Source organism: Shewanella sp. N2AIL (assembly GCF_022690845.1).
Lineage (GTDB): Bacteria > Pseudomonadota > Gammaproteobacteria > Enterobacterales > Shewanellaceae > Shewanella > Shewanella baltica.
In genome coordinates this window covers 1-247 of record NZ_JALBYT010000135.1, presented here as the reverse complement: position 1 = coordinate 247, position 247 = coordinate 1, and the positions used below count along the sequence as shown (strand labels likewise).

The 247-nt window shown below is 46.6% G+C and carries 1 protein-coding gene; it reads left to right on the top strand.

Annotated elements, in window-relative coordinates; translation table 11 throughout:
- Positions 1 to 44 precede the first annotated feature (44 nt).
- Positions 45 to 247 (top strand): transposase domain-containing protein (locus MO387_RS21055; RefSeq protein WP_242326526.1); only part of this gene is annotated, 203 nt, incomplete at its 3' end.

The window sequence follows — 247 nt, the reverse complement described above, 5'->3', positions numbered from 1 at the left end:
ATCGCTTGACGATCTCGCTGAAAAGATCAAAATCCGATGACCTCATGTCATCGGATTTTTTTATGCAACTCTCAGAAGCACTCGCCCGCACTCATATTACCCGCCTAACCGAATTCACCTGCTTAGCTGATGTGTTAGAACCTGAGTTAATTCAATCTTGTTTGGACTCTCAGGGCGTTGCGACGTTAAGACGGCGTAAATTGCCGATGGATGCGATGATTTGGGCCGCTATCGGAATGGCTTTGTT